Raw genomic sequence first — 22,635 nt, forward strand, 5'->3', positions numbered from 1 at the left:
ATAGATGACCTTTAAAGCAACCAGTCAACCCATTGATGTGGCAGAAGTTCGCCAACTTGCTAAGCTAGAAGGCGACATGCTCGCTCGCAAGGAAAAGCGTGACCGAGAATTAGAAGCGATTCTGCGTGGTCGGGATGACCGCATTCTCTTGGTCATTGGTCCCTGCTCTTCAGATAACGAAGAAGCGGTGCTGGAGTATGCCAAGCGTCTATCTGCTCTCCAAGAAGAAGTAAAAGATCGCATCTTTATGGTCATGCGGGTTTATACTGCCAAGCCTCGGACGAACGGAGATGGCTACAAAGGGCTTATTCATCAGCCTAATGCGACTGCCGCTCCTAGTCTGATTAACGGCATCAAGGCAGTCCGCAATCTGCACTATCGGGTTATTTCTGAGACAGGCATGACCACAGCTGATGAGATGCTCTATCCAGAAAATCTGCCTCTGGTAGATGATTTGATTTCTTACATGGCTGTAGGAGCTCGCTCGGTTGAAGACCAGCAGCACCGCTTTGTTGCCAGTGGAGCGGATCTACCGACTGGCTTGAAAAATCCGACTTCTGGCAATCTCAATGTCATGTTTAACGGCATCTATGCAGCTCAGAACAAGCAGAGTTTCCTCTTTTCCGGTAAGGAAGTCGAAACATCTGGCAATCCTTTGGCGCATGCCATCTTGCGCGGTGCCCTCAATGAATACGGCAAGAATATTCCCAATTACTATTATGATAACCTGCTGGACACCATTGCCCAGTATGAAAAAATGGGCTTAGAAAATCCCTTTATCATCATTGATACCAATCATGATAACTCTGGTAAGCAGTATCTGGAACAGGTTCGTATCGTTCGCCAGACTCTGATTAACCGGGACTGGAATGAAAAGATTAAGGCTACAGTACGTGGCTTTATGATCGAGTCTTATCTGGAAGACGGTCGTCAGGACGAACCAGAAGTCTTTGGCAAGTCCATTACTGATCCTTGTCTGGGCTGGGCCAATACGGAACAGCTGGTTCGTGAAATTTATGATACATTAGGAAAATAGTATGGCATTTATCGAAAAAGGTCAGAAGATTGACATTGAGCAGATTAAGTCCAGAACCAGACTGACTGGTCAGGCCTTGGCTCATAAAAATAAGCGAGATCAAGAACTAGCTGAGATTCTCAGTGGGGAAGACGAGCGTATTCTCTTGGTGATTGGCCCATGTTCATCGGACAATGAAGAGGCTGTGCTGGAGTATGCCCGCCGCTTGTCAGAGCTGCAGAAGAAGGTCGCAGATAAGATTTTTATCGTCATGCGCGTCTACACTGCTAAGCCGCGGACCAATGGGGATGGCTATAAGGGCTTGGTTCACCAGCCAGATACTTCTAAAGCTCCTAGTCTTATCAATGGTTTGCAGGCTGTTCGTCAGCTGCACTACCGCGTCATTACAGAGACTGGTCTGACGACGGCTGATGAGATGCTCTATCCGTCCAATCTTGTGCTGGTGGACGACTTGGTAAGCTATCATGCTGTGGGTGCTCGCTCAGTTGAAGACCAGGAGCACCGCTTTGTGGCGTCAGGTATTGACGCTCCAGTCGGCATGAAGAATCCAACTTCTGGCAATCTGGGAGTTATGTTTAACGCTGTCTATGCGGCACAAAATAAGCAGACTTTCCTTTTTCACAGTCAGGAAGTAGAAACCTCTGGAAATCCGTTGGCTCACGTTATTCTGCGTGGGGCTACCAATGAATACGGTAAAAATATTCCAAATTTCTACTATGAAAATATGCTGGATGCCATTTCCTACTATGAAAAGATGGGCTTGGAGAATCCGTTCATCGTCATCGATACCAATCACGATAACTCTGGCAAGCAGTATCTGGAACAGATTAGGATTGTGCGTCAGACCTTGCTGAATCGGGATTGGAACGAAAAGATTAAGAGAGCGGTTCGTGGTTTTATGATTGAGTCTTATCTGGAAGACGGCCGGCAAAATGAGCCGGAAGTCTTTGGTAAATCCATCACTGACCCTTGCCTAGGCTGGGACAATACAGTTCAGCTTATTGAAGAAATTTACAACACTTTAGATAAATAAGGAAAATTGAAAGGGACAGTCTTGACCTGTAAAGAGGACTAACTGTCGGGTGAAGACGAACTCAGCTGGCGGCCCAGCTGAGTTTTGTCGCCTTTCCAGAGAATGATATGATAAAAGGACACGGAATTGATATAGAAGAGTTGGCTGCCATTGAGCGAGCCTATCTGAAAAATGCCCGCTTTGCAAAGAAGGTGCTGACAGAGGCGGAGCTTTCTCGTTTTGAGGAATTATCCGGCAAGCGGAAAATCGAATTTCTGGCTGGTCGTTGGGCTGCCAAGGAGGCTTTTTCTAAAGCTTGGGGAACTGGCATCGGTAAGCTCAGGTTTCAGGACTTGGAGATTTTAAATGATCGTCAGGGAGCTCCTTATTTCAGCCGGTCACCTTTTACTGGCAAGGTTTGGATTTCGCTCAGCCATGCTGCTGGCCTAGTTACAGCCAGCGTTATTTTGGAGGAAGATGATGAAAGCTAGTCTGCATAGACCTAGCAAGGCAGTGATTGATTTAGCTGCCATTGCTTTTAATATTAGACAACTGAGTGCCCATCTGCCTCAGACGACAGAGAAGTGGGCTGTCGTCAAGGCAAATGCTTATGGCCACGGAGCTATTGAGGTTTCTAGGCACATTGAGCCCCTTGTAGATGGCTTTTGTGTGTCTAATATCGATGAAGCTTTGGAGCTGCGTTCAGCCGGCATTGGCAAAAAAATTCTGGTGCTAGGAGTATCAGATCTGGCTGCGCTTCCGCTAGCTAGAAAGGGAAAGGTGTCTCTGACCGTAGCCAGTTTAGAATGGCTGGATCTAGCTTTAGACGCTGAAGAAGATTTAACTGGGTTAAATTTTCATATCAAGATTGACTCTGGTATGGGGCGAATTGGTTTTCGAGATAGTCAGGAAGCTCAGGAGGCAATCCATCGCTTGCAGGCTGCTGGGGTTGTCGTGGAGGGAATTTTTACCCACTTTGCAACGGCAGATGAAGTGGATCACTATAAGTTTGAAGCCCAGCTGGCTTGTTTTCATCAAATCTTATCTGAGCTGGACAATGTTCCCTCTCTCGTTCATGCTAGTAATTCCGCCACTTCTCTCTGGCACAGCGAGACCGTCCTAAATGCGGTTCGGCTGGGGGATATCATCTATGGTCTCAACCCTAGCGGAACTGCCTTGGAACTTCCTTATGAATTCAAGCCAGCTCTGTCGCTGCTCTCAGAATTGGTGCATGTCAAGGAAGTAGAGGCTGGAGCTGATGTTGGCTATGGAGCCACCTACACTAGCCAGTCTCAAGAGTGGATTGGCACCATTCCTTTGGGTTATGCAGATGGCTGGACACGTGATATGCAGGGCTTTGATGTCTTGATTGATGGTCAGCGCTGTCCTATTGTCGGCCGAGTTTCCATGGACCAGATTACAGTGCGCCTGCCTCAGTCTTATCCCCTTGGCACGCCGGTTGTGTTGATTGGAAATAGCGGAGCGGAGACCATTACGGTGACAGATGTGGCAGAAAAGCGTGGCACCATTAACTATGAGGTGGTTTGCTTGATTAGCGACCGTGTACCGAGGGTATACAAAGACTAAGAAGATTAATGCAGGAACCGCTTGATGCTCTAGCTTGGTCACCCTGTCTGTGATGCCAGCATCGCAACAGTATCAGAACTGAAAGAGGAATTATGAATTTACACCAACCTTTGACGGTTCTGCCTAGTGTGGGACCGAAATCAGCAGAAAAATTTGCCAAGCTGGGTCTAGATACCTTGCAGGATTTGCTGCTTTATTTTCCTTTTCGTTATGAGGATTTTAAGAGTAAAAATGTCCTAGACTTGGCGGATGGAGAAAAGGCGGTTGTTTCTGGTCAGGTCGTAACCCCAGCCAATGTACAGTATTACGGCTACAAACGCAACCGCCTGCGCTTTACCATCAAGCAGGGAGAAGTCGCTCTGGCAGTTAATTTCTTTAACCAGCCATATCTGGCGGACAAGATTGAAGTGGGAGCGAATATAGCCGTCTTTGGAAAGTGGGACAAAGCCAAGGCCAGTCTGACTGGAATGAAACTGCTAGCTAAGGTAGAGGACGACTTGCAGCCTGTCTATCGGCTGGCTCAGGGAATTAGTCAGGCTAGTTTGGTCAAGCTGATTAAGACAGCATTTGACCAAGGATTGGACTTGCTCTTAGAGGAAAATCTGCCCCAGCCCCTGCTGGAATGTTACCAGCTAGTGAGCAGAGTTGAGGCTGTGCGGGCTATGCATTTTCCAAAGGACTTGGCGGACTACAAGCAGGCTCTTCGGCGGGTTAAATTTGAAGAACTCTTTTATTTCCAAATGCAGCTGCAGGTCTTAAAGAGAGAAACCAAGGCTGTCAGCAATGGATTGAAGATTGATTGGCAGTCGGATGCTGTAGCCGAGAAAAAGCAGAGCTTACCTTTTGAGCTGACTTCAGCTCAGGAGCGCAGTCTGACAGAGATTTTGCAGGATTTGCGATCGCCTGGCCACATGAATCGCCTGCTGCAGGGCGATGTGGGAAGCGGAAAGACAGTAGTCGCTGGTCTAGCTATGTATGCTGTTTATACAGCTGGCTTTCAGTCAGCTCTGATGGTTCCAACAGAAATTTTGGCTGAGCAGCATTTTGACAGCCTAACCCAGCTTTTTCCAGAACTGAAATTGGCCCTACTTACTGGGGGAATGAAAACAGCTGAACGCAGGGAAACCTTATCAGCGATTGAAAACGGTCAGGTAGACATGATTGTCGGAACCCATGCCCTGATTCAGGAAGGGGTCCGTTACCATGCATTGGGCTTGGTCATTATTGACGAGCAGCATCGCTTTGGGGTGGAGCAGCGCCGGATTTTACGGGAAAAGGGAGACAATCCTGATGTCCTCATGATGACGGCGACGCCTATTCCCAGAACCCTTGCAATTACAGCATTTGGTGATATGGATGTATCTATTATTGACCAGATGCCTGCGGGACGCAAGCCTATTATCACCCGCTGGGTCAAGCATGAGCAGCTGGAAGTCGTCCTCGACTGGCTGAAAAAAGAGCTCCACAAGGGCGCTCAGGTCTACTTTATTTCTCCCTTGATTGAGGAGTCAGAAGCTTTGGATCTTAAGAATGCCATTGCCCTAGAAGAAGAACTGACAGCCTATTTTGGTCAGCAGGCCCAAGTGGCTCTGCTTCATGGCAAGATGAAGAGCGAGGAAAAAGAGGCGATTATGCAGGACTTCAAGGAAGGACGGACTGATATTCTGGTCTCTACCACAGTTATTGAGGTCGGAGTCAATGTCCCAAATGCTACGGTGATGGTCATCATAGATGCGGACCGCTTTGGACTCAGCCAGCTTCATCAGCTGAGAGGCCGCGTCGGCCGAGGCAGTAAGCAGTCTTATGCCGTCCTTGTTGCCAATCCTAAGACGGAGTCGGGCAAGCGCCGCATGAAAATCATGACTGAGACGACCGACGGTTTCCTGCTGGCTGAGGAGGATCTGAAAATGCGAGGCTCTGGAGAAATCTTTGGCACTCGGCAGTCTGGTATTCCTGAGTTTCAAGTGGCAGACATCGTAGAAGATTATCCGATTTTAGAAGAAGCCAGAAAGGTTGCCAGTCAGATTACAGCTGATCCGAACTGGCGGACAGATCCTAATTGGCACTTGATTGCTCTGCATTTGGACAAGCGAGATTACCTAGATTAAGAGTTCTTTTGATTAAGTTTACTGCAAGTTATTTATAAGTAGGCTTTAAGTTTGAGGGATTATACTATTGTCAAATCAAAGAAAGAGGTGGGACCAATGACAATGTAAACACCCCTTAAAATCTGGTAACCAAAGCTTGAAGACTAGAAGACCTGCGAGGTATGAGCCACTCAAAGAATAAGAATAATTTAGAATTTTTTCATCATAAATCTCCTAACAATCACAAACTTCACCCAATCGGTGAAGTTTTTTGTATTTGATTGAAAAGACTTGTTCCTTTCAAATAGTAGATAGGGATTGCTGCCGGATTCTTTGACTATAAGCTTTCCCTAAGAAATCTATAAGAGATTCTTAAGTTTAGGGCTGTATCCTTATATCCAAGTAAGAACAAAAAGATTAGGAACAAAGCTTGGAGCTAAACACTCCAAGAGTTTCGTTTTTGCTCTTAAAGAATGAATGATAAGCGAGGTAAAAGCTATGAAAGTTGCAATCAAAGTCCACTATCCAAAGACATTTAAGAAAGCTCAGAAAATAGAGGTGACCTATGGTAAGTGATTATATTTTTGAAATTCTAGCGTCTCTGTTTGAGGTTATCTTCTAAGTCCAGCGATTCAATGAAGTTTTCCCAATGTTAGAATATGAAAGAGTCAAAAAAGTGCTAAGCAAACTTAGCACTTTTTGATTTAAAGAAAATAAATAGGGATTTTTTTCTCAGCCTTCCATATAATCTCGGAGTTCTTGACCTTTGAGTCCAGCATTCAGGGCGATGAGCAGTTTGATTCTGGCTTTTTGGGCATTGAGCTCCTTGACGAAGAAGATACCAGCCTGGTGCAGTTGAACGCCGCCTCCTTCATAAGCATAGACTGGCTCAGCAATTCCGTTAAAACAGCGAGAGACCAGAGCAACTGGCAGTCCGGCTGCTATCATATCAGCCAGTTTGCCAGCCACTTCCTTGGGGAGGTTGCCAGCACCGAATGCCTCTATGATGAGGCCGTCTATCTTGTCTAAATCCAGCATGTCCAGAAGCTCTGTCTTCATGCCTGCATAAGTTGGAATGATGGGCACCAGACCAGAAATGCTGTTTAAGTCAAAGCGGACCCGAGGCTCCGCTGTCTTAAAATAGAGAATTTCCTGCTTCATAATCAAGCCAAGCGGTCCGTGAGTCGGTGTCTGGAAGGTGCTGACATTGGTCGTGTGGGTTTTGGTTACATACTTGGCAGCATGTGCCTCATCATTCATAACGACAAGCACGCCTTTATCACTGGCTTTTTCATCACTAGCTACCCGCAGGGCTGTCAGGTAGTTATAGACTCCGTCGCTCCCCAGCTCATTGGAACTGCGCATAGCCCCGGTCAAAACGACCGGAATCTTCGGCAATTGCATAGTATCCAGAAAGTAAGCCGTCTCTTCTAAAGTGTCCGTCCCATGAGTAATGACTACTCCGTCAAATTGGTCAGCACTGGCTTTGATTTTCTGGTAAAGTTTGAGCATGTGTTGGGGCGTGATATGTGGACTGGGAATATTAAAAAAGTCAATGACTTCCGTCTCTATTCCCTCAAGCGGAACGGTCACATGGTTCATAGGGTTATCAGCATTGGTGACGACAGCCCCAGAGCCGTCAGCCTGCATGGAAATAGTTCCTCCTGTGTGCAGGACCAAGATTTTCTTTGTCATAAATCCTTTTTCTCCTTGTAGTCATAATGCAGAGTTGAAAACTCACATTATGTTTTCATAGATTTTTCATTTCTGTTGCATGGATATTACTCCAGTTTTTCTTTTCTGCAATTCATGTGATTGTATGTCATTTTTGTGTTATAATTTATTGTATCATAAAAGGAAAGAATGAGAAAATCAATGGAAGTAAAGGCCGTCTTTTTTGATATTGATGGGACACTGGTCAATGACAGTCGAACGGTTTTGAAATCTACAGAAAAAGCTATTCAGAGTTTAAAGGAGCAAGGAATATTGGTCGGTTTGGCAACAGGCCGCGGTCCTTTCTTTGTCAAACCTTTTATGGAGCAATTGAACTTAGACTTTGCTGTGACCTATAATGGTCAGTACATTTTTTCAAGAGACAGGGTAATTTCTGCCAGTCCCATTGATAAGCAGAGTTTGCGGGATTTAATCGTCTATGCTAAGAAGCATCGGAAAGAGATTTCCTTGGGAACGGCTGAGGCTATGTTGGGCTCCAAGATTATGTCCTTCGGTATGAGCCCTTTCTCCCAGTGGACTAGCCGTTTCATCCCTAAGCGAATGGCTCGAACAGTCAGTCATGGATTTAATAAGGTCATCAGCAAGGCCTTGCCCCAGCATGAAAAGGATCTCCTGCAGCTGATTCAGGAGCCGATTTATCAAGCTTTGATTTTAGCCAGTCCAGAAGAAAGCCGTAAGATTGAAGCAGACTTTCCTGATTTGAAATTTACCCGCAGCAGCCCCTATGCGGTTGATATTATCAATAAAGATACATCTAAGCTAGAGGGGATTCGCCGAGTCGGCAAGGAATATGGTTTTGACATTCATCAGGTCATGGCCTTCGGTGACTCTGACAATGACTTGGAAATGCTATCGGGAGTTGGCCTCTCCATTGCTATGGGAAATGGAACCAGCTCAGTCAAGGAAGTGGCCAAGCATACGACTAGCAGCAATAGTCAGGATGGGATTCACAAGGCTCTGGAGCATTTTGGCATACTAGCGAGGGAAAAGGTCTTTACCAGCAGCGACCATCACTTTAATAAGGTTAAAGAGTTCCATAGTGTCATGGATGAAAGTACTCAGGAAGAGCCGATTGCCTGGTCGCCTCAGGACGCTCGCTATCGTGCAGGCTTTAAGCTAGAAGAGTTGGTTGAGTTTCTGCGAGCAGCTAGTAACTCAGAGGAAGACTTTGATAGCTCTGTAGCCTATCTCCATCAGGCCCTTGACAAGGCTGCCGACAAGGTTCGCTCCAAGAGTCAGGCTGAGGTTTCTCTAGTCGGTCAGGTGGATGCCTTGATTGATACTCTATACTTCACTTATGGCAGTTTTGTCCTGATGGGAGTGGATCCAGAGCAGCTGTTCGATATTGTCCATCGGGCTAATATGGGCAAAATTTTCCCAGACGGGAAGGCTCACTTTGACCCCGTCACCCATAAAATTCTCAAACCAGATGATTGGGAAGAAAAATACGCTCCCGAAGGAGCTATCAAAGAAGAACTGGAACGACAGATTCAGGCCTACCAGCGTACCTTAGAGCAGAAAGAAGAAAACTAGAGCAGTCATTGAACTGCTCTAGTTTTTATAAAGTCTTTTCTGGATCTCTGACCACTAGTAAGTCAACCTTGGCGTGGCGCAGGATGTATTCAGATGAAGAACCGACTAGCAGCCGTTCAAAGGCATTGAGGCCGGTAGCACCAACCATGATCAGATCTACCTTGTGCTCTTCTGGGATATCTGTTGCCAAGAGAGTCTTGGGATTGCCCATCTCAATGACAATGTCAACATACTTGATACCGGATTTTTGAGCCTTTTCTTTCAACTCTGCTGTCAGCTTTTTAGCATCTTCCTGTAAGTCCTCGTAGACATCTGCATCAAAGGTTGAGACACTTTGCAAAGCCCGGGTGTCAATGACATGGGCGATAGTGAGACGAGAGCCGTTTCGGAGGGCCACGTTAACACCCTTTTCAAAGGCTAGTTCGGATTCGTGAGAACCATCTACAGCAACCATAATGTTTTCATATTTCTGAGTCATAGAGCTACCTCCTCTAAAATGGTCGGCAAAGGACGTCGCATCATTCACAGAATGATTGGGCTGACCAAAAATCAATCAGTCCATAACGTCCGAGTGATTTGCAACTATTTTCTTGTTTCTATTGTAACCCTTTTCAGAAAAAAAGTAAAGATAAAATGGAAATGCTGTCAGAAAATTGCAAGCAGAAAAAGATTCCTTTACTTTGAGGGGTTAGAAAAGGAATAGTGCTCTTTATCTTATAAATCGCTTCATAATCGCGTGAAAAGTGAGCTTATTTTTTTGTTGTCAATCGCTTTTTCTGGTGGTATAATGATAACATTCTGATGAATAGAGGAAAAATAAGAATGAAAGAATTTGACAAGTCCAGCAAGCTGGAACATGTTGCCTATGATATTCGCGGTCCGGTTTTGGATGAAGCTATGCGCATGCGGGCCAACGGTGAAAAAATTCTCCGCCTCAATACAGGAAATCCGGCTGAATTTGGTTTTACCGCTCCTGATGAGGTCATTCATGATTTGATTATGAATGCGCGTGACAGTGAGGGTTACTCTGACTCCAAGGGGATTTTTTCAGCCCGTAAGGCTATCATGCAGTACTGCCAGCTTAAGAATTTTCCTAATGTAGATATTGATGATATTTATCTGGGAAATGGTGTCAGCGAGCTGATTGTCATGTCCATGCAGGGCTTGCTGGATGACGGGGACGAGGTGCTGGTACCAATGCCAGACTATCCACTCTGGACGGCTGCAGTCAGTCTGGCTGGTGGGAATGCTGTTCACTATGTCTGTGATGAGCAGGCAGAATGGTATCCAGATATTGACGATATCAAGTCAAAAATAACATCTAATACCAAGGCTATCATTATCATTAACCCTAACAATCCAACAGGAGCGCTTTATCCTAAGGAACTGCTGCTGGAGATTGTGGAAATTGCTCGCCAGAACAATCTCATTATCTTTGCAGATGAAATTTATGACCGCATGGTGATGGACGGAAATGTCCATACGTCTGTGGCTAGTCTGGCTCCTGATATCTTCTGTGTCAGTATGAATGGTCTTTCCAAGTCGCACCGCATTGCAGGCTTCCGTGTTGGCTGGATGGTACTATCTGGTCCTAAACATCATGTTAAGGGTTATATCGAAGGATTGAACATGCTCTCCAACATGCGCCTGTGCTCTAATGTCTTGGCTCAACAAGTCGTCCAAACCTCACTTGGCGGTCATCAATCTGTGGATGAACTGCTGTTGCCAGGTGGTCGTATCTATGAGCAGCGTAATTTCATCTATCAGGCTATTCAGGATATTCCAGGACTGTCAGCTGTAAAACCTAAAGCTGGTCTCTATATTTTCCCGAAAATTGACCGGAACATGTATCACATCGACGACGATGAGCAGTTTGTGCTCAATTTCCTCAAGCAGGAAAAAGTCCTTCTCGTCCATGGACGAGGTTTTAACTGGAAGGATCCAGATCATTTCCGCATCGTTTATCTGCCTCGAGTAGATGAGCTAGCTCAAATCCAAGAAAAAATGACGCGCTTCTTGCGCCAATATCGCCGTTAATAAGCGGATGTTATAAAAAGGCTGGAAAATATTCCGGCCTTTTTATAACTTATTTTACATATTTTTTAGTCCAATGGTTGTCTTTGAATTGCAAAAATAAAAAAAATTAAGATGCTCTGGAAATTGAATTTGAGGTCGATTGGTAAAAATTATAGGTGGTTTTACCGACATTTTTTAGGAATTTGTCCAACATTTTTTATGTATCTGTCCAAAAATGCTTAAAAAAATGTGTTAGCGTCTTCCTTCCAGAAGACAAACATGATAGAATGTGTTTGTCAATGTTTTTAACAATGATGAAAAAGTGGAGGAGATTATATTGACAATGAAAAAGACACTTAGTGCTTTTTCTGTCAGTGCAGCGGCATTGTCTTTGGTGCTCGCAGAAGGAGTTCAGGCTGATCAATTAGTTGATAATCAGTCTTATTCTGATGCGCCCGTTAGTCAAAGCCAACCACAGGCAGAAAACACACAAAAGGATGAATCTGTTTCGAAAGAACAGGTAGATGCTGCTCAGGCTCTTGTAAAAGAAGCCGACAGCAATGTTGCACAAGGGAAAGCTGATTTGGCTCAAGCTCAGGCAAATACTGCTGCGGCTCAAAGTCAGGTCGAGCAAGCACAAGCTGAAGCTAACCGGGCACAGGAGGCAGCTGATAAAGCTGGTCCGGAAGCTATTGAAACAGCTAAGCAAGAAGAGAGCAATCAAAAAGCTCAAGTGGACAGCAACAAGTCAGAACTGGCTAAAGCTGACCAAGCAACTAAGACGGCTGAAGCTGAGCGCGATGCCCAGGCAGCCAAGACTAAAGAAGCTCAAGAGCAAGCGAAAACTCAAGAAGGACGCCTTGCTAAAGCTCAAAACGACGTGAAGGAAGCTCAGGCCAACCTAAGTGGGGACGCTACAGCTAAAGCAGAAAAAAATGTGAAAGCAGCCCAAGACAAGGTGGCAGCTGACCAGTCTGCTGTTGAAAAAGCGCAAGCAAAAGTAGCTACAGCTCGTCAGACTGACAGTCAGAAGCAAGCTGAGGTTGCAAAAGCTCAGACCAACCAGACTCAGGCTAAGACGGCTCGTGATGCTTCTCAAAAGAACTTGCAGGAAAAAACTGTTGCGGCTGAGAAGACTCAGTCAGATCTGAACCAAGCTCAACAGGCTTTGCAAAAGGCTCAAGCTGGAAAAATTACTGCTGAAGCTTCTAGCAATAAAAACCGCGTTTCAATGACTCCGGAATACATTGCAGCCTTGAGAGAGCTAATCGTACCAAATTTATCAGAGCAAAAAACTAATGAGATTCAAAATAGACTGGCTGCACTTAATGCCAGTGCTAAGGCTCTCAATCGTTATGTAGCAGATCCTACAGATAGCAAAGCTTTGATTGATACCAACAATATTCCACAGAATGTTCGTCAGGAACTTTCACAGTTTGCTTCAGAACTCATCAACCAACTGCGTACTCAGATGGGAACAGGTGAAGTGGTTGTGACACCGTCTTCAATTGATTTCGCTGATAAGGTGGCGACAGAATACCGCAAAGACAACTGGAACTGGGATTTGATGGAGAAATACCATCACGATGCTAAAGCAATTAACCGCGTAGCGCGTGAATATGGTTTAATGACCACAAGTGCTGAGCAAGAGAGCAAAGGTCTCCAGTATTATGAAAACGCTTATATTTGGAGAGAAAAAGCTGGCCAAATGAGTGTGGCTGAAATGAAGAGACGAATCTATGATTCTGTTGTTGAATTCATGTTTAATGGCTATGAATGGCTGCATGCTACATCTATCTCAGGTCTCAATACTGGCCGCCAGAAAAACTATCTGGGAGTTGATTTCTCAATGGAAGGCGACATCACTATGGCTCATTTCACCATTGTGTCAGAAGATCAAGTCAAGTATGCCAGCAAAAAGAACTTCAATGCCAGCCCGATTACAGGCAAAGCTGCAACAGCAAAAGTAGATCCGCAGGAAGTAGCTCAGGCTCAAACTGCCTATGACGCTGCCTTCAAGGCTAATCAACTGGCTCTGGCATCTAAGGGAGTTGCTCAGACTACTTACAATCGGAAGGCTGCAGCTCTAGAGCAAGCCAACCAGCAACTGGCTCAGGCCCAAGCTCAAGCAGGTGAGTCAGCAACTGCTCAGGCCCAAGCAGCTCTTGCTGCAGCTCAAGAGAAGTTGGCAGCTGATCAAGCGGATTTGGCAGCAGCACAAGCAGCCCTGCAAAACTCAAACTTGGATGACAAGACTAAAGCAGAAAAATTAACTCAGGCCCAAGCAGCTCTGACTGCTGTTCAAGCGACAGTTGCCGCAGCTCAAGAAGCTCTAAAAACTGAATCAGATAAGTTGGCTCAGCTAGACGCAGCTTTGAATGCAGCAAAAGAAAGAAAGACTAATCTTGAAAAAGCTGTTACAGATGCTGAAGCAGCATTGCAAATGGCTAAAGAGTCATTGTCAAATCTTGAAAATGCAGAAGAAAACTTGGAACAAGCTAAAACTAAACTAGCCGCAGCTCAGGCTGCTTACCAAGCAGCTCTTACAGCTCAAACAGATCAAGAAGCAAAAGTAGCAGTTTTAACTGCTGTTCAAGCACAAGCTAAGGCGACATATGACTTGCTAGCTCAAACTTATGCTGAGCAGAATAAGGAAGAAGATATTCGCTATTACCAATCTGTTTTGGCTCACACAGAGGAGCGTTTCGCTCGCTCTCCGCTTGCTGGACAAGTAGGAGATCCTCAGCATACAGCTCTTGGAACTACTGGAAATGCTGGAAGTGCTAGCTCTGGAAATCATAAGCAGACAGCTGCTTCAGGTCATGCCTTGCCTAAGACAGGAGAAAACTCTTCTTGGCTTCTTCTAGCAGGCCAAATGCTTCTGCTCATGGCTATGAAATTGTTCTACAAGAAGCGTTCTCTTGATTAGAAAGAACAAAAGTAATCAAAAACAGTCAAATTCTTGACTGTTTTTTGTTTAATATAACTTGACATATCAAGTCATATACCTGAAAAATTCTTTATTTTATAGAATTGTATGTAATTGTTTTTCAATAAAAAATTTTCAGATAATTATTGAAATTTCACTGCTTTTATGTTACAATGAAGCTAATAAATATGAGGTAAAAATATGGCCGATTTACTAGAAAAAACACGAAAAATTACGTCTATTCTGAAACGCTCGGAGGAGCAGATGCAGGAAGATTTGCCCTACAATGCTATTACGCGTCAGTTGGCTGATATTATCCACTGCAATGCCTGTATTATCAATAGCAAGGGCCGTCTTCTAGGCTATTTCATGCGCTATAAGACCAATAATGACCGCGTAGAAGCTTTTTTCCAAGATAAGAATTTCCCAGAGGAGTATGTCCAAGAAGCCAATCTGGTCTATGAAACGGAAGCTAATCTGCCGGTTACGCATGATTTGACGATTTTTCCGGTAGAGACCAAGGATGATTTTCCAGATGGCCTGACTACCATTGCTCCCATTCATGTTTCAGGGATTCGTTTAGGCTCATTGATTATCTGGCGTAATGACAAGGAATTTGCGGACGATGATCTGATTTTGGTTGAGATTGCCAGCACAGTGGTTGGTATCCAGCTGCTTAACTTCCAGCGGGAAGAGGATGAAAAAAATATCCGCCGCCGGACGGCAGTGACCATGGCAGTCAATACTCTGTCTTACTCAGAACTGAGAGCTGTTTCAGCAATTTTGGGCGAGCTCAATGGCAATGAAGGCCAGCTGACTGCATCTGTCATTGCTGATCGCATTGGGATTACCCGTTCAGTGATTGTCAATGCCTTGCGTAAGCTGGAAAGTGCTGGGATTATTGAAAGCCGCTCACTGGGGATGAAAGGAACTTATTTGAAAGTTCTTATTACGGATGTCTTTGATGAAATTAAAAAGAGGGACTACTAATGGCTAAAGCACTGATTTCCATTGATTATACAGTTGATTTTGTCGCAGATGAGGGAAAGTTGACAGCAGGAGCGCCAGCACAGGCAATTTCTGAAGCCATTGCTCAAGTGACTGAGGCAGCTTTTGACAGAGGAGATTATATCTTCTTTGCTATTGATGCCCATGATGATAATGATGCCTTTCACCCAGAAAGCAAGCTGTTTCCGCCTCATAATATCAAAGGAACTAGCGGTCGCAATCTTTATGGTCCTTTGGCTGATTTTTATGAGAAGCATCAAGCAGACTCTCGGGTCTTTTGGATGGATAAGCGCCATTATTCTGCCTTTTCCGGTACGGATTTAGATATTCGCTTGCGGGAAAGAAAAGTAGATACGGTCATTTTGACGGGAGTCTTAACGGATATTTGCGTCTTGCATACAGCGATTGATGCCTATAATCTTGGTTATCAGATTCAGGTGGTAGAGCCGGCAGTGGCTTCCCTATCAGAGGAAAATCACAAATTTGCCTTAAACCACTTGCAAAATGTCCTGGGTTCGACTATAATAGATACAATTTAAGAGTAAAAGAGAAGCAGAGTAGGCTTGCTGACTTGCACAGAGAGTGCTGATAGCTGAGAGCAGCACCAAGAAAGCAAAAACCGAAGAACATGTTTCGTAATCTTTTGTGTGATTAAGCACAAACGTCGCTCACGTTACGAGCTCAGAGGCTGCCTTTTAGGGCGGCGAATAACAGTGGTACCACGGCTTTCGTCTGTTTTATAGACGAAAGCTTTTTATTTTGCAGTAGGTCAGGTGAAGACGATGGGGAAATATAGCTAATATCCTGAGCAACAGGGCGGAGCTACTAATTGATTTGAAAGGGAAAGAACATGAAAGAAATTTTTATCGGAAACTATGGTTTAGAGCAGGTCGGACAGACCATGACCGCAACTGGCTGGGTGGCCAATATCCGCAATCACGGCAAGCTAGCCTTTATTGAGTTGCGGGACCGCGAGGGTTTGCTTCAGGTCTTCGTTGGCGGTGAGATTGAAGATTTTACTAAGCTGGAAGACATTGGCAAAGAGGATGTCATTGCTGTGACGGGGCAAGTAGTTCAGCGGGAAGAACGCTTTGTCAATAAGTCCATCAAGTCTGGTCAGGTTGAGCTGAGGGCTGAAAAGATTGAGGTTATTGCTAGCAGCAAGGCATTGCCTTTTGAGCTGGACCAGCATGCTCATACTGGGGAAGACCTGCGTCAGAAATACCGCTACCTAGACTTGCGCCGTGAGAAGATGACCCATAACCTTAAACTACGTCACCAGGTCACCTCAACCATTCGGGAATATTTGAATGGTTTGGACTTTTTGGAAGTCGAGACGCCTTATCTGACTAAGTCAACTCCTGAAGGAGCTAGAGATTTCTTGGTGCCTAGTCGGGTCTTTAAAAATCAATTCTATGCGCTGCCTCAGAGCCCACAGATGCTCAAGCAATTGCTGATGGGAGCAGGACTTGAGCGCTATTATCAGATTGTTCGTTGTTTCCGTGACGAAGACCTGCGGGGCGATCGTCAGCCAGAGTTTACCCAGGTGGATTTGGAGTTGAGTTTTGCAAGCGAAGAAGAAATCCGAGCTCTGGTTGAAGCCATGCTCAAGGCTGTTGTCAAGAAAACTCATGGTTTAGAGTTAACAGAAGATTTTCCGACTATCAGCTATGATGAGGCTATGAGCCGCTTCGGCTCTGATAAGCCAGATACACGCTTTGGTTTAGAGCTGAAGAATTTGACGGATTTATGCCAGTCCAATGAATCGCTTCTTATCAAGAAAGCCTTGGATAGCCAAGAGGAAGTGATGGGAATCTGTGTGCCAGATGCAGCTAGTGCTTTTAGCAAGAAACAGCTGAGTCACTACTATCAGGAAATGAAGGAATTTGGCTGCAGTCGTTTTGCCAGCCTCAAGGTTGAAAATAGTCAGTTAGTTGGTGATTTGGCTAGCACCTTTGAGGCTGAGAGTCGGGATTTACTAGCACGTTTTGAGGCCAAGGATGGAGACCTCATCCTGCTAGTCATGGCCAAGAAGCGTCGAGCTCAGGAAGCTTTGGGGCATCTGCGTATAGAAGTCGCAAAAGCTTTGGATTTGATTGACCCGAGTCTGATTCATTTCCTTTGGGTTGTGGATTGGCCGCTGCTGGAGTGGAATGAAGACCAAAACCGCTATCAAGCCATGCACCATCCTTTCACACAGGGGATTTTTGAAGATGGACAGGAGCCAGACCAATTCCGCAGCCATGCCTACGACATCGTCTTGAATGGCTATGAAATTGGCGGTGGGAGTCTACGGATTCATGACAGGAAGGCTCAGGAAGCTATGTTTGAGCTTTTAGGCATGAGCCGAGAAGACTATGAACGGGACTTTGGTTTCTTCCTGGAAGCCTTAGAATACGGCTTCCCACCACACGGCGGCTTGGCTCTGGGCTTAGATCGCTTGGTTATGATTTTGGCTGGGGAAGAAAATATCCGGCAAGTCATCGCTTTTCCGAAAAATGGTACTGGCTTTGATCCTATGCTGGAAAGTCCAAGTTTGGTGGAACAAAGACAGCTCAAAGAACTGCATTTAGAATTGAAGAATTAGCCTGAAATATGGTAAAATGAAATGATGCGAATTCCTGAAGAATGGCAGGAAGAAGCTGAAGAAAAGAGCTAGCGGATGGCAAATAAATGAGCGTCCCTAGCTTGTCAAAGTAAAGGTGAGCTAAGCTCTGGAAATAAAAAAATCATCTCAAATTCTTATTTTCAGTCGCTAAAGCTCACATATCTTATGAAAGGAATCAGAGATGAAGATTACTCAAGAAGAAGTAAGTCACGTTGCTAAGCTGTCAAAACTGGCTTTCTCACCAGAAGAAACGGCTGAGTTTGCAACGACCTTAACCAAGATTGTCGACATGGTCGAATTGCTCAATGAAGTGGACACGGAAGGGGTGCCTTTCACTTCCAATGTAGCTGCCAATATCAACTATATGCGAGAAGATGTGGCTCAGCCAGGCTGGAACCGGGAAGAGCTTTTCCAAAATGTACCTGAAAAAGAGCGGGGCTACATCAAAGTGCCTGCCATCCTAGATGACGGAGGAGATGCCTAATGACTTTTAATCACAAGACCATTGAAGAGCTGCACGATTTGCTGGTCAAGAAAGAAATTTCTGCGGTAGAGTTAACTCAGGCAACTTTGGCAGACATCAAAGAACGTGAAGCAGCTGTGGACAGCTTTATTACTGTCAGCGAAGAGAAGGCTTTGGCTCAGGCTGCGGCTCTGGATGCTAGGGGCATTGATGCGGACAATCTTATGAGCGGAATTCCGCTGGCAGTCAAGGATAATATCTCAACCAAGGGGATTTTGACGACGGCTGCTTCTAAGATACTCTACAATTACAAGCCGATTTTCGATGCTACCAGCGTGGAGAAGCTCTACGGTAAGGACATGATTATCGTCGGGAAGACCAACATGGACGAGTTTGCCATGGGGGGATCCAGCGAAAACTCTTACTTTAAGACGACTAAGAATGCTTGGGACAGCAGCAAGGTTCCTGGTGGATCATCTGGTGGTTCAGCAACAGCTGTTGCTTCTGGTCAGGTTCGTCTGTCACTGGGTTCAGATACGGGTGGTTCTATTCGTCAGCCGGCTTCCTTTAACGGTGTAGTCGGCCTCAAGCCAACCTACGGACGGGTTTCCCGTTTTGGTCTCATTGCTTTTGGTTCTTCCTTAGACCAGATTGGGCCTTTCTCTCAAACGGTTAAGGAAAATGCACAGCTTCTGAATGTTATTTCTGGTAATGATCCTAAGGATTCTACATCATCACAAGAAGCAGTGCCAGACTTTACCAGCAAGATTGGCCAAGATATCAAGGGAATGAAGATTGCCCTGCCTAAGGAATACATGGGTGAGGGAATTGACAGCAAGGTTAAGGAAACGATTTTAGCAGCGGCGAAGCACTTGGAAAGCTTGGGAGCTATCGTTGAAGAAGTCAGCCTACCTCACAGCAAGTACGGCGTGGCAGTCTACTATATCATTGCTTCCTCTGAAGCCAGCTCGAACCTGCAGCGTTTTGACGGTATTCGCTATGGCTACCGCGCAGAAGGCATTGAAAATCTAGAAGATGTCTATGTCAAATCTCGCAGCGAAGGCTTTGGTGAAGAGGTGAAACGCCGCATCATGCTGGGGACGTTCAGCTTGTCATCTGGTTACTACGATGCTTACTTCAAGAAAGCTGGTCAGGTTCGGACCTTGATTATGCAAGATTTTGCTAAGGTTTTTGAAAAATACGACTTGATCTTAGGCCCAACTGCACCAACTGTAGCTTATGACTTGGGCAGTCAAAACCAAGATCCAGTGGCTATGTATCTGGCTGACCTTTTGACCATTCCAGTCAATCTGGCTGGCCTGCCGGGCATTTCAATCCCAGCTGGCTTTGCAGATGGTCTTCCTGTCGGCTTGCAACTGATTGGTAACCACTTTGATGAAGTGACCATCTATCAGGCAGCCGCAGCATTTGAAGCAACGACTGACTACCACAAACAGCAGCCAGTTATCTTTGGAGGTGAAAAATAATGAACTTTGAAACAGTTATCGGACTGGAAGTCCATGTTGAATTGAAGACCAATTCAAAAATTTTCTCTCCGGCTCCAGCTCACTTCGGTGAAGATCCAAATGCCAACACCAATATCATTGACTGGTCCTTCCCAGGTGTTTTGCCTGTTATGAACAAGGGTGTTATTGACTATGGTATCAAGGCTGCTCTGGCTTTGAACATGGATATTCACCAGAAGATGCACTTTGACCGCAAGAATTACTTTTATCCGGACAATCCAAAAGCCTATCAAATTTCTCAGTTTGATGAGCCGATTGGCTACAATGGCTGGATTGAGATTGAGCTAGAAGATGGCACGACCAAGAAAATCCGTATCGAGCGGGCCCACTTGGAAGAAGATGCAGGAAAGAATACCCACGGCAGCGATGGCTATTCTTATGTGGACCTCAACCGTCAAGGGGTGCCTCTGATTGAGATTGTATCGGAAGCAGATATGCGCAGTCCAGAAGAAGCTTATGCCTATCTGACTGCCCTCAAGGAAATTATCCAGTACACGGGCATTTCGGATGTCAAGATGGAAGAGGGTTCCATGCGGGTGGATGCTAATATTTCCATCCGTCCTTACGGACAGGAAGAGTTTGGTACTAAGACTGAGCTGAAAAACCTTAACTCCTTCAACTTTGTCCGCAAGGGTCTAGCATTTGAGGAAAAACGTCAGGCTGAAATCCTACGCAGCGGTGGTCAAATTCGTCAGGAAACCCGTCGTTATGACGAAGCGTCTGGCGAAACCCTGCTCATGCGGGTCAAGGAAGGTTCAGCGGACTACCGTTACTTCCCAGAGCCTGATCTGCCTATCTTTGAGATTGAGGATGCTTGGATTGAGCAAGTACGCAGCAGTCTGCCAGCCTTTCCAAAAGAACGCCGGGCTAAGTATGTGGGCGATTACGGCCTGTCTGACTACGATGCCAAGCAGTTGACAGCGACCAAGGCTGTGTCAGACTTCTTTGAAGCAGCTCTTGCAGCAGGCGGTGACGCCAAGGCTGTCTCTAACTGGCTTCAAGGGGAAGTGGCTCAATACCTCAATGCCGAAGGCAAGACCATCTCTGAGATTGAGCTAACACCTGAGAACCTGACTGAGATGATTGCTCTGATTGCAGACGGAACGATCTCCTCTAAGATCGCTAAGAAGGTCTTTGTCCATCTAGCTAAAAACGGTGGCTCTGCCAAGGAATATGTACAGAAAGCAGGCCTGATTCAAATCTCAGACCCTGCCCAGCTTCTTCCAATCATCCAAGAAGTATTTGCCAACAATGAAAAAGCCATCAATGACTATAAGGGCGGCAACAAGAATGCGGCTAAGTCCCTAATCGGCCAGCTCATGAAGGCAACCAAGGGTCAAGCCAACCCACAAGTAGCACAAAAACTGCTCAATGAAGAGTTGGAGAAATTATAGAAATAAGTAGAAAACCAGTCGTGAGGCTGGTTTTTAATCTTTTCTTTAGCCATTAGTTATGTTAAAATAATTAAAAAACAAAGGAGTCTTTTATGTCGGAAATCAAAGTGAAACGTGGGACAGGTTTTGTTGGAATTATTGGAAAGTTTCCAATCTTTATTAATGATCAGAAAGTGGGCGCAATTAAGAATGGTGATGAGGCTGTCTTCCCTATTGAGGGGGAAGAAGCTGTTGTTCGTGTAGGAGCAGCTCCTATGAAAACCAAGCCAGTAACAGTTAAAGCAGGACAAACCTTGCTGATTGAAACAAATTTTACTAATTTTTCTATTTGTTTGGGAACTCTAGTAGTTGCTTTTCTATTTGGTGGATTGTTTCGTGCGATTCTCTTGATTCTTTATATTGTTTTAATGTTCCTTCTTCCTTTCTACTCTGCTAGAATTGCAGAATAAACTTGATACCAGCAGATGCTGGTTTTTTGTATGTTATTTTTTGAAAATGTAGCTAATCTTTTGACAAGATTTCTGAAAGGGTTTACAATAAAACTAACAAATTATAAAGTGAGGTATGTTTATGGCAAAAATGAATGCTGCGCGTTGGTATGGCGCTAAAGATGTTCGTATTGAAGAAGTGGATGTACCGGAAGTCAAACCGCATCAGGTTAAAATTGCTGTCAAGTTCACAGGAATCTGTGGAACTGACTTGCATGAATACTTGGACGGACCGATTTTTATTCCGACAGAAACAGAGCATGTCTACTCTGGGCAGAAAGCGCCTGTGACATTGGGACATGAGTTTGCTGGGGAGATTGTTGAGGTCGGCAGTGCTGTGACACGGGTGAAAGTTGGCGATCGGGTGGCTGTTGAGCCTATTTTAGCTAAGCATAATCTTGTCGGTGATTACAATCTGGACCCCAATCTAAACTTTGTCGGTTTGGCGGCAGACGGTGGTTTTGCCAAATACTGTGTTTTGGACGGAGACATTGTTCACAAAGTTCCAGACAGCCTTAGCTATGAGCAGGCAGCTTTGACAGAACCTGCTGCTGTGGCTGTTTACGCAGTTCGTCAGTCAGCTCTTAAGACGGGCGATACCGCGGTGGTCTTCGGTTTGGGTCCAATCGGGCTCTTGATTGTTGAGGCTTTGCGGGCAGCCGGTGCCTCTAAGATTTACGGAGTTGAATTATCTCCAGAACGCCAAGCCAAGGCTGAGGAGCTTGGGGCCATCATTGTGCGTCCAGAAGAGGGCGAAGATGTGGTAGCTGCTATTCATCGTTTAACTGGTGGCGGGGCAGATGTGTCTTATGAAGTAACTGGAGTGCCGGTTGTGCTGGGGCAGGCTTTAGCTGCTGTTCACAAGGCTGGAGAATGTATGGTGGTTTCTATCTGGGAACGAGAAGCTAGCATTAACCCTAATGAATTTGCCATTCAAGAAAAAACGCTCAAGGGTATTATCGCTTACCGGCATATTTTCCCTAAGGTGCTGGAACTGATGGAGCAGGGTTATTTCTCTGCAGACAAGCTTGTGACCAAGAAGATTAAGCTGGAGGATATTGTGCAAGAAGGCTTTATCGAGCTGACCCAGGACAAGGCGCAGATCAAGATTTTGGTATCGCAAGAATAAATCTTTGCTTAATCATGAGATGAAAATCAGTCAAAACTGGCTGATTTTTCTTTATGGATTATGCTATAATAAGCAAAGATATAGA

Annotated in this window: 18 protein-coding genes; 16 read left to right on the top strand and 2 right to left on the bottom strand. The window is 45.3% G+C overall.

Annotated features, from left to right (window positions below; all coding sequences use genetic code 11):
- Nucleotides 1-4 precede the first annotated feature (4 nt).
- From K4I03_RS07235 to recG, 5 genes are all read left to right on the top strand, one after another.
- Nucleotides 5-1,036 (top strand): 3-deoxy-7-phosphoheptulonate synthase, encoded by a 1,032-nt coding sequence (locus K4I03_RS07235; protein ID WP_227964292.1) that lies wholly within the window; start codon nt 5-7, stop codon nt 1,034-1,036.
- A gap of 1 nt (nt 1,037) precedes the next feature.
- A complete protein-coding gene (locus K4I03_RS07240) occupies nt 1,038-2,069 on the top strand; it encodes a 3-deoxy-7-phosphoheptulonate synthase (protein WP_049553418.1) in 1,032 nt (343 codons plus the stop codon).
- 107 nt (nt 2,070-2,176) lie between these two features.
- Nucleotides 2,177-2,539 carry a holo-ACP synthase gene (acpS, locus tag K4I03_RS07245; RefSeq protein ID WP_002913852.1) on the top strand — a complete coding sequence of 121 codons (363 nt, stop codon included), beginning with the start codon at nt 2,177-2,179 and terminating at the stop codon, nt 2,537-2,539.
- Entirely contained in the window at nt 2,529-3,635 is a 1,107-nt protein-coding gene (gene alr / locus K4I03_RS07250) for an alanine racemase (RefSeq protein WP_321573168.1), read from the top strand. Before acpS ends, alr begins: the two co-directional genes overlap by 11 nt.
- A gap of 92 nt (nt 3,636-3,727) precedes the next feature.
- The gene (recG, locus tag K4I03_RS07255; protein ID WP_227964297.1) at nt 3,728-5,743 is read left to right on the top strand and encodes an ATP-dependent DNA helicase RecG; all 2,016 of its coding nucleotides are present in this window, start codon (nt 3,728-3,730) and stop codon (nt 5,741-5,743) included.
- 711 nt (nt 5,744-6,454) lie between these two features.
- Here recG and K4I03_RS07260 read toward each other — a convergent pair.
- Nucleotides 6,455-7,417, bottom strand: coding sequence for an asparaginase (locus K4I03_RS07260; RefSeq protein ID WP_227964300.1), 963 nt, complete (start codon nt 7,415-7,417; stop codon nt 6,455-6,457).
- A gap of 180 nt (nt 7,418-7,597) precedes the next feature.
- Here K4I03_RS07260 and K4I03_RS07265 point away from each other — a divergent pair, with 180 nt between their 5' ends.
- On the top strand, nt 7,598-8,989 hold the full coding sequence (locus tag K4I03_RS07265; protein WP_321573169.1) for a Cof-type HAD-IIB family hydrolase: 1,392 nt from the start codon (nt 7,598-7,600) through the stop codon (nt 8,987-8,989).
- Nucleotides 8,990-9,014: 25 nt separating this feature from the next.
- On the opposite strand, the gene K4I03_RS07270 is transcribed toward K4I03_RS07265, so the two are convergent.
- A complete protein-coding gene (locus tag K4I03_RS07270) occupies nt 9,015-9,467 on the bottom strand; it encodes a universal stress protein (RefSeq protein WP_002896311.1) in 453 nt (150 codons plus the stop codon).
- Between the two features lie 344 nt (nt 9,468-9,811).
- Here K4I03_RS07270 and K4I03_RS07275 point away from each other — a divergent pair, with 344 nt between their 5' ends.
- The 10 genes from K4I03_RS07275 to K4I03_RS07320 all read left to right on the top strand — a co-directional run bounded on the left by K4I03_RS07275 (nt 9,812) and on the right by K4I03_RS07320 (nt 22,550).
- Nucleotides 9,812-11,026, top strand: a complete 1,215-nt coding sequence (locus K4I03_RS07275) for a pyridoxal phosphate-dependent aminotransferase (protein ID WP_009659361.1) — start codon at nt 9,812-9,814, stop codon at nt 11,024-11,026.
- A 322-nt stretch (nt 11,027-11,348) separates the two neighbouring features.
- Nucleotides 11,349-13,934 (top strand): SEC10/PgrA surface exclusion domain-containing protein, encoded by a 2,586-nt coding sequence (locus tag K4I03_RS07280; RefSeq protein ID WP_227964305.1) that lies wholly within the window; start codon nt 11,349-11,351, stop codon nt 13,932-13,934.
- Between the two features lie 201 nt (nt 13,935-14,135).
- Nucleotides 14,136-14,924 carry a GTP-sensing pleiotropic transcriptional regulator CodY gene (gene codY, locus K4I03_RS07285; protein ID WP_227964308.1) on the top strand — a complete coding sequence of 263 codons (789 nt, stop codon included), beginning with the start codon at nt 14,136-14,138 and terminating at the stop codon, nt 14,922-14,924.
- Nucleotides 14,924-15,481 carry a cysteine hydrolase family protein gene (locus K4I03_RS07290; protein WP_227964311.1) on the top strand — a complete coding sequence of 186 codons (558 nt, stop codon included), beginning with the start codon at nt 14,924-14,926 and terminating at the stop codon, nt 15,479-15,481. Before codY ends, K4I03_RS07290 begins: the two co-directional genes overlap by 1 nt.
- A gap of 311 nt (nt 15,482-15,792) precedes the next feature.
- The gene (gene aspS / locus K4I03_RS07295; protein WP_227964314.1) at nt 15,793-17,529 is read left to right on the top strand and encodes an aspartate--tRNA ligase; all 1,737 of its coding nucleotides are present in this window, start codon (nt 15,793-15,795) and stop codon (nt 17,527-17,529) included.
- Nucleotides 17,530-17,731: 202 nt separating this feature from the next.
- Nucleotides 17,732-18,034, top strand: coding sequence for an Asp-tRNA(Asn)/Glu-tRNA(Gln) amidotransferase subunit GatC (gene gatC / locus K4I03_RS07300; RefSeq protein ID WP_002896305.1), 303 nt, complete (start codon nt 17,732-17,734; stop codon nt 18,032-18,034).
- Complete coding sequence (gatA, locus tag K4I03_RS07305) at nt 18,034-19,500, top strand: Asp-tRNA(Asn)/Glu-tRNA(Gln) amidotransferase subunit GatA (RefSeq protein WP_227964316.1); 1,467 nt, start codon at nt 18,034-18,036, stop codon at nt 19,498-19,500. Before gatC ends, gatA begins: the two co-directional genes overlap by 1 nt.
- Nucleotides 19,500-20,933 carry an Asp-tRNA(Asn)/Glu-tRNA(Gln) amidotransferase subunit GatB gene (gene gatB / locus K4I03_RS07310; protein WP_227964318.1) on the top strand — a complete coding sequence of 478 codons (1,434 nt, stop codon included), beginning with the start codon at nt 19,500-19,502 and terminating at the stop codon, nt 20,931-20,933. Before gatA ends, gatB begins: the two co-directional genes overlap by 1 nt.
- Before the next feature lie 92 nt (nt 20,934-21,025).
- Nucleotides 21,026-21,382 (top strand): hypothetical protein, encoded by a 357-nt coding sequence (locus tag K4I03_RS07315; protein ID WP_227964320.1) that lies wholly within the window; start codon nt 21,026-21,028, stop codon nt 21,380-21,382.
- A 121-nt stretch (nt 21,383-21,503) separates the two neighbouring features.
- Nucleotides 21,504-22,550 (top strand): 2,3-butanediol dehydrogenase, encoded by a 1,047-nt coding sequence (locus K4I03_RS07320; RefSeq protein ID WP_227964321.1) that lies wholly within the window; start codon nt 21,504-21,506, stop codon nt 22,548-22,550.
- Nucleotides 22,551-22,635 lie beyond the last annotated feature (85 nt).

It is taken from the genome of Streptococcus sanguinis (assembly GCF_020729725.1).
In the GTDB taxonomy this organism is placed as follows: Bacteria; Bacillota; Bacilli; order Lactobacillales; family Streptococcaceae; genus Streptococcus; species Streptococcus sanguinis_V.